Origin of the sequence: Eubacterium uniforme, from assembly GCF_900167115.1 — a bacterium.
Lineage (GTDB): Bacteria > Bacillota > Clostridia > Lachnospirales > Lachnospiraceae > Eubacterium_S > Eubacterium_S uniforme.
Map to the genome: position 1 here is coordinate 1 of NZ_FUXZ01000024.1, position 7,052 is coordinate 7,052.

8 protein-coding genes are annotated in these 7,052 nt (G+C 31.2%); 1 reads left to right on the forward strand and 7 read right to left on the reverse strand.

Annotated features, from left to right (window positions below):
* The 4 genes from B5D16_RS11995 to B5D16_RS12010 form a co-directional block, all read right to left on the reverse strand.
* Positions 1-233 (reverse strand): transposase (locus B5D16_RS11995; RefSeq protein WP_479723676.1); only part of this gene is annotated, 233 nt, incomplete at its 3' end.
* 97 nt (positions 234-330) lie between these two features.
* Complete coding sequence (gene efp / locus B5D16_RS12000; protein ID WP_078767216.1) at positions 331-888, reverse strand: elongation factor P; 558 nt, start codon at positions 886-888, stop codon at positions 331-333.
* A gap of 91 nt (positions 889-979) precedes the next feature.
* Positions 980-2,236, reverse strand: coding sequence for a type I 3-dehydroquinate dehydratase (gene aroD, locus B5D16_RS12005; RefSeq protein WP_078767217.1), 1,257 nt, complete (start codon positions 2,234-2,236; stop codon positions 980-982).
* 9 nt (positions 2,237-2,245) lie between these two features.
* Positions 2,246-4,324, reverse strand: a complete 2,079-nt coding sequence (locus tag B5D16_RS12010; protein ID WP_078767218.1) for a GH25 family lysozyme — start codon at positions 4,322-4,324, stop codon at positions 2,246-2,248.
* A gap of 317 nt (positions 4,325-4,641) precedes the next feature.
* On the opposite strand from B5D16_RS12010, the gene aroE reads away from it, so the two are divergent.
* On the forward strand, positions 4,642-5,517 hold the full coding sequence (aroE, locus tag B5D16_RS12015; protein WP_078767219.1) for a shikimate dehydrogenase: 876 nt from the start codon (positions 4,642-4,644) through the stop codon (positions 5,515-5,517).
* Between the two features lie 58 nt (positions 5,518-5,575).
* Here aroE and B5D16_RS12020 read toward each other — a convergent pair whose 3' ends face one another.
* From B5D16_RS12020 to B5D16_RS12030, 3 genes are all read right to left on the reverse strand, one after another.
* Complete coding sequence (locus B5D16_RS12020; protein WP_078767220.1) at positions 5,576-6,100, reverse strand: YqeG family HAD IIIA-type phosphatase; 525 nt, start codon at positions 6,098-6,100, stop codon at positions 5,576-5,578.
* Positions 6,101-6,154: 54 nt separating this feature from the next.
* The gene (gene nrdR / locus B5D16_RS12025; protein ID WP_078767221.1) at positions 6,155-6,613 is read right to left on the reverse strand and encodes a transcriptional regulator NrdR; all 459 of its coding nucleotides are present in this window, start codon (positions 6,611-6,613) and stop codon (positions 6,155-6,157) included.
* A gap of 196 nt (positions 6,614-6,809) precedes the next feature.
* On the reverse strand, positions 6,810-7,052 hold a 243-nt coding region (locus tag B5D16_RS12030; RefSeq protein ID WP_143405123.1), incomplete at its 5' end, for an IS30 family transposase.

Below are 7,052 nucleotides of genomic sequence, written 5' to 3' on the forward strand. Positions count from 1 at the left end.
TCCATGAAAGCAAACAGAATTACTTTTAGTAACTTTTCTGCATCACATCTTGGACGACCTGTTTTGTAGCCTTTCCCTTCTACAAAGTATGGTGTTAGGTCGATGTGGTCCATTACATCACAAAAAGTATAAACCGGATCAGAAATATCAATTAATTTTTCGATAACTAATGGTAATTTTAGTTGTTTTAATGTATAATTATCATTGGTTTTATAATTAGTTAGTTGTAACATAACCTAATTATACCAAAAAGTAGCTATGAGCGCGAGCTCATAGCTACTTTTCTGTTAGGGGAGTTTTTTTACAGCCCCTTTTATATGCATATGTTTATTATGCTCTTGAAAGGTATTCACCTGTTCTTGTATCAATCTTAATCTTTTCACCCTGATCGATAAAAATAGGAACCTTAACTTCTGCACCAGTTTCAACGATAGCTGGCTTAGTAACGTTAGTAGCTGTATTACCCTTAACGCCTGGTTCTGTTTCTGTGATTTCAAGTTCAACGAAAAGTGGTGGTTCAATTGAGAATACTGAACCGTTATGTGAACAAATCTTAACCATTTCGTTTTCCTTCACAAATTTAAGTGCATCTCCAACAGTGTCTGCACCAAGAGCAACCTGATCATATGTTTCTACATCCATAAAGTGGAAAAGATCTCCGTCGCTATATAAATACTGCATATCTTTCTTATCGATTCTTGCAAGTGGGAACTTTTCAGTTGGTCTGAATGAAGTTTCAATAACACCACCGTTTACGATATTCTTTAACTTTGTTCTTACGAATGCAGCACCCTTTCCTGGTTTAACATGCTGGAATTCTATAATCTGATAAATATTTCCGTCATATTCGATTGTAATTCCGTTTTTAAAATCTCCTGCTGAAATCATTATATTTCCTCCTTAGAACTAACTCTGTATATTGTATAATAAAGTTTAAAATCTTTCAACCATTTTTTAGAACATAATTGAATTATACTCACTACTTCTTGCTTTTTCCTATTATTTCCATTGCTACCTCAAATGCGCTTAAATCATCAGTATCAACCTTAACATTTGCGCATTCTTCGTAAATATCTCGTCTCTTATTCATCAACGCTGATATATGATCAATACTCATGTCTTCATTAAGAATAGGTCTATCCTTGCTATCCTTAACTCTTTCATAGACAGTTTCTGGTGTAGCTCTTAATAGAAAAATATTTCCATTATTCTTCATGTACTCAACGTTTTCACTTCTAAGAACAGCCCCTCCACCACATGATATTATTGCACCTTCTTTCTTTGATAGTTCACAAACCACTTCAGTTTCAATATCTCTAAAATGGTTTTCACCGAACTTCTCAAAAATATCATTAATACTCATGCCGGCTTTCTTTACAATCTCTTCATCCATATCATATACTTTCATTCCTGTTAGTATTCCAAGTATGTTTGAAATTGTAGTTTTACCTGTTCCCATAAATCCAATAAGAAACATATTCTTTGAATCATCGAACTCTTCTATGTTTTTAAGATATTTTTTCATATCCTTTATAGGAACCTGACCAGGTGCAGAAGCCTTAATTACACTAGCAAATGTTACGCAAGATCCATCTGCCTTTCCACACACTCTGCTTATCATTCCTAATTCACTCATTGACATTGAAATAATATCTTTATTAGTATTATCTTTATATTCTTTAGTTACATCAATTAGATTTTTAACATCTTCAAAGTCATGAGGCATAACTGCTAACTTAACAATATCTCCGCCCTTACTTTCAAGTGTATCTAAAATCTCTCTTAATTCATCCTTGCTTGGAGTCTTATCAAAATCATGATATGAAGTAATAACTTTTACTCCATTATCTTTAATGTCCTTAATAATAGCCTGAGCTGTTTCCCCATTAGAGATACCTTCTACATCTATAAAATCTACCAATCCAGTACTTGCTACAGTTTCGTATAGTTTCTTATAACTTTCTACACTTATACTTCTCATACCACCTTCTTTTACTGTTCTAAAAGTAAATAAAAGTGGTGTTTCTCTAAGCACTGCCCTAAGGTTCATAAGTATATCTTCTACTATGGCATAATTATACTCTTTCGCACAATCGAATCTCCATTCAACAATGTCCGGTTTTTTTAGCATAATTCCTTCTGCCTCATTAATAATGGTTTCTCTATTCTCTCCTGTTATGGATACACAAACTTTTGGTAAACCATCACCTATACAAATATCTCTAACTTCTATCATGACTAACCTCTATTTAAGTTTTACTAATGATTTTAATACATATCCTTTTCTATACTTACCCCTTGCATTCTTATATTTAATCTTCACCCAAGCTTTTCCTTTATTATCATAAACAATTTCAAGAGCTCTGTATGTTGATTTCTTATATGCAAGTTTAACAGCCTTACTATTAGCATTTGCTCGTTTTCTAATGTAACTATTGCATTTAAGTTTAACCCTACTTGATTTTTTAAACTTACATGTTCCCTTTGTTACATTACTATATGGACTTGTAATATTACTTCCATCGATATTTACATAAGAAATAACTTTATAGTAATAATTATATCCATTTTTAACCTTTGTATCTTTAATCACAACGTTTTTGTTAACACTTCCTGCCGCCTTATATTCATTAGCATTTGGAGTATTACCATTGACGTTTTGCTGTTTAGTTGCAGTATTTACAACTTTTTTATTTGCATTCTTAACATTCTTTACAAGTTTGTATTTGCCATTCTTTTTGTTAGCTCGGTATAACTTATAACCATCAGCTCTGTCATCACCCTTAAACTTAAGTTTAATGTATTTAGTTGTATTTTTAGAAACTTTTAAATCATTAATTTCCTTAGGTCCAATTGTAAATTCCTTAGTTAACTTACCAACACATGAACCTACTGCATTTACTTCAACAGTTCCTTTTCCTATTTCGATGTTATCAACATATGTACATGAATAATTATTATCTGCTAATGTATCGAACTGCTTTGTTAAAACACTATAATAATCTGCACATGTATAACCTGTTAATACTTCTCCATCTTCCTTATATTTAACTACATACCACTTTTTATTATTTACTTTTAAACTGCCAATGCAATTTACCTTAGTTCCTTTTGGTACGCATGCAAGTGAAATGAATGTACTGTCAGGACCTGTTCTTAAGTAAACATTTTCCTTTGTTTTAACAGATTTAATCTGATTATATTTTGTTCTAACTGTAACTCTTGGTTTTATTTCACCACCTGTGTAAGCATAAGATTTATTCTTACTATCAAGAATTACCTTATATCTATTAAGATTATTCTTTACCTTAATGTCAATCTTAGCACTTAATCCCTTAGATGTTGTAATCTTAATTGTTGTGCTACCTGTTGTTACACCTCTAACTTTTCCATCTGATGAAACATATGCAACTTCAGGATTAGATGATGTCCATCTATATGTTTCAGTAGTATTAGTTGGGAGTATTGTTGCATTAAGTTTAATTGTTTCTCCTATTGCAATTTCATTACTCTCTAGTTCCTTAATACTAACACTTTCAGCCTTAACTTTCTTTTCTTCAAGAGAACCGTCGTTATACCAGAAATTCATGTCCATTGCTGAACTTCCATTTCCTTTAACTTTTCCCTCGCTACTGTACTGCCAGAAATCATAATCTCCACTATATTCTGTTTCTTTATTATATCTAGCAATCCAGATTTTATACTTATTTGAAAGTGATGCATTATCAAGATCATCTGTTAACATCGAATAATTTGCATACAGCATAGGAACATATCCCTGCTCATCAACATATGAAAGAAATGCATCGCATATGTTTGTACGTTTTTTATTTGATAAATGTGCTTTAGCTAATCGGCAACCATCTCCATTATATTCAAAGTCCATAACAAGCGGCATTGTAATATCATATCCCTTTGCCATGTTTATCATATACTTAGCTTCGTTAATTGCTTCCTTTTCAGTTATGGCTTGTGAGAATATATACAACCCAACTTTTAAACCAGCTTTAGTTGCACCTTCAACGTTCTGCTTATATTTTATATCCGATTCAATAACACCTGTATCACACTTTCTATGTCCACATCTAATGAAAACATATTCAATACCATCTGCCTTAATCTTGTTCCAGTCTATGTCTCCATTCCATTTAGAAACATCAATTCCATGTACAATTGAATCAGCATCAAGTGAATCTTTATGTATATATGTCTTTCCCGTGTATCTACTTTTTGTTTGGTCTGCTGCATAAATACTTCCTGTATTCGCAGCAAATGCTGTAATTGCAAGTATTCCCGATAATACAATTGCAGTAAATTTTTTCATAATAAAAACCTCTTTTTTCTTATACTCGCTCTAGTTGTTACTAAATATCTATTTTTTGAGCATCTTGTGTGTCAAAGCACGCAAACTCTCAATATATAGTATAAAATCCCAGTCGCATTATGTCAACCAAAAATTTACAAGCTTTTCTTTTCTTCTATATTTATGTGTTTATTTATACGTAAAAAAGAATAATTTAATACACTTGATTTTCTTACTTTAATACTTTAAACTATTGTATAAATATTTATATGTTGATATGATTAAATACAGTTAATGATTTCTCATATTAATAAAATTCATATAGAAAGGATTTACTTATGGCTAACATAAATGAATTTACAATTACTGGGAAAACCAAGGTTTTATGCTTATTTGGTAGTCCTGTTGCACATAGCATTTCACCTATGATGCATAATGAAGCATTTAAACTTCTCGATATTGATTATAGATACTTCTGTTTTGATGTAGGCGAGAATAACTTAGAACAAGCATTTGCTGCAATGAGACTCTTTGATTTTAGAGGTTGCAATTGTACAATGCCTGATAAAAATAGGGCCTATGAACTTGTGGATAAACTTTCACCAGAAGCTAAGATTATAGGCGCATGTAACACTATCGTTAATGATAACGGTATTCTTACTGGTCATAACACTGACGGGAAAGGTTATATGCTTTCTGCTAAAGATGCTGGTTTTGATTTAACTGGTTCAACTATGACCTTAATGGGAGCTGGTGGTGCTGCTACTGCAATCGCTGTTCAGGCTGCATTCGATGGAGTTAAAAATATTAATATTTTTAGTATTAAAGATCAGTTCTGGGGCAGAGCCGAAAACCTAATTAAAGAAATTAACGCTAATACAAATTGTAATGCTAAACTTTTTGAATTTAATGATGATGATTTAAGAGAATCAATTAAGAATTCTGATATTTTAACAAATGCTACATCAGTTGGGATGGCTCCTAATGTAGATGGTTGTCTTATTAAAGATAAATCTATGCTTAGATCTGATTTAATTGTATCTGACATTATATATAACCCTAGAAAGACTAAGCTTATTACCATGGCTGAAGAAGTTGGTTGTAAAACCTTTAACGGTATGTATATGTTACTTTATCAGGGTGCTGAAGCATTTAGAATTTGGACTGGCGAAGATATGCCTACAGAAGAAATAAAGAAAAAATACTTTTCATAAACGCAAAAAAGTTCTTCCTATTTGGAAGAACTTTTTGTTAGTATCAAAACACTACTATCTAATTACTCTTTACATATTCATATGCTTTTAAAACTGGTTTTTCTAAATATCTCTTTAACTTAATCTGAGTTAAAACATCTTCACCAATTCTTTCAACTAATATGGAATACATGCCTGCATTATTAGCACCCCATATATCTGTAAAAAGCTGATCTCCAAAAAAAATAACTTCATTAACCTTAACATCTAAATGTCTAGCCGCTCTTATATATGCATCTGGAGATGGTTTTTTTGATTTGTATGTAAATGAACTATCAACATCCTTAGCAAATGTTGCTGTTCTCTTTTTACAATTATTTGAAATCAAGCATGTTTTAAAACCCATTTCACGTAATTCTTTAAATAATTCCTTGGCCTCATCATTAGCCTTAGCATCATATGGAACTAATGTATTATCTATGTCAAAGAATACTGCTTTAAATCCTGCATTATAATATGACTTATAATTAATTCTATATGGTGATATAGCTTCTTCCTTTGGAAAAAATCGGCCAAACAATTTAAGTAAAATAACTTTAAGCATAATATCAACCTCTTTATATTCTTTCAACAAACATCAACAACAACAAACACAAAACTAATCCTGCTTATCCAAAATCTTTTTAAGTTCATCCATGAATGTACTAACATCCTTAAACTCTCTATAGACAGACGCGAATCTAACATAAGCAACCTGATCAAGTTTCTGAATTCTTTCCATTACTATTTCACCAATCTGCTTACTGGAGATTTCTTTTTCTTCAAGATTAAAGATAGCTGTTTCAATATCATCAACTGCTTTATTAATCTCATCTACAGAAACTGGTCTCTTATGACATGATCTAATAATACCTGACTGAATCTTAGAACGATCATAAGGTTCTCTGTTATCATCTTTCTTGATAATAATAAGAGGAACTGTTTCAAACTTTTCATATGTAGTAAATCTCTTATTACATTTTACACAGTGTCTTCTTCTTCTGATTGAATTATCATCATCAGCTGGTCTTGAATCAATTACCTTAGTATTCTCTTCACCACAAAATGGGCACTTCATATTAATCCTCCTAATATAAAAATTGTAGTTAGAACCGTCCCTATCTACAAAATATTGTGTTCTAACTACAATTATATAGTTTAAATAATGTTATGTCAACAAAAATAATTACATCATTTACAAATTGATAATTGCAAGTTTTTTTGCATATATTTTTAAAGTGGTTAAAAACTGTCATTCGTTTTGATTATTTTTACTATGATGCTAATTTTCTTAATTCTTTCTGGTATAATTCTTCTGCGGTTTTAAATCCAAACATTCTTCTAGGATAATTATTCATCCAATATTCAATTTTATTTACTTTATCACTCGTAATTTTATCAAAATCTTTTCCTTTAGGAATTATTCTCCTAATAAACCTATTGCCATTTTCATTAGAGCCTCTTTCCCATGATGAATACGGATGGCAGTAATATATTTCAACTCTATCCCCCTCATG

Coding starts and splice junctions, on each gene's coding strand:
- efp (WP_078767216.1), bottom strand. CDS start 888: ATGATTTCAGCAGGAGATTTTAAAAACGGAATTACAATCGAATATGAC.
- aroD (WP_078767217.1), bottom strand. CDS start 2,236: ATGATAGAAGTTAGAGATATTTGTATAGGTGATGGTTTACCAAAAGTT.
- B5D16_RS12010 (WP_078767218.1), bottom strand. CDS start 4,324: ATGAAAAAATTTACTGCAATTGTATTATCGGGAATACTTGCAATTACA.
- aroE (WP_078767219.1), top strand. CDS start 4,642: ATGGCTAACATAAATGAATTTACAATTACTGGGAAAACCAAGGTTTTA.
- B5D16_RS12020 (WP_078767220.1), bottom strand. CDS start 6,100: ATGCTTAAAGTTATTTTACTTAAATTGTTTGGCCGATTTTTTCCAAAG.
- nrdR (WP_078767221.1), bottom strand. CDS start 6,613: ATGAAGTGCCCATTTTGTGGTGAAGAGAATACTAAGGTAATTGATTCA.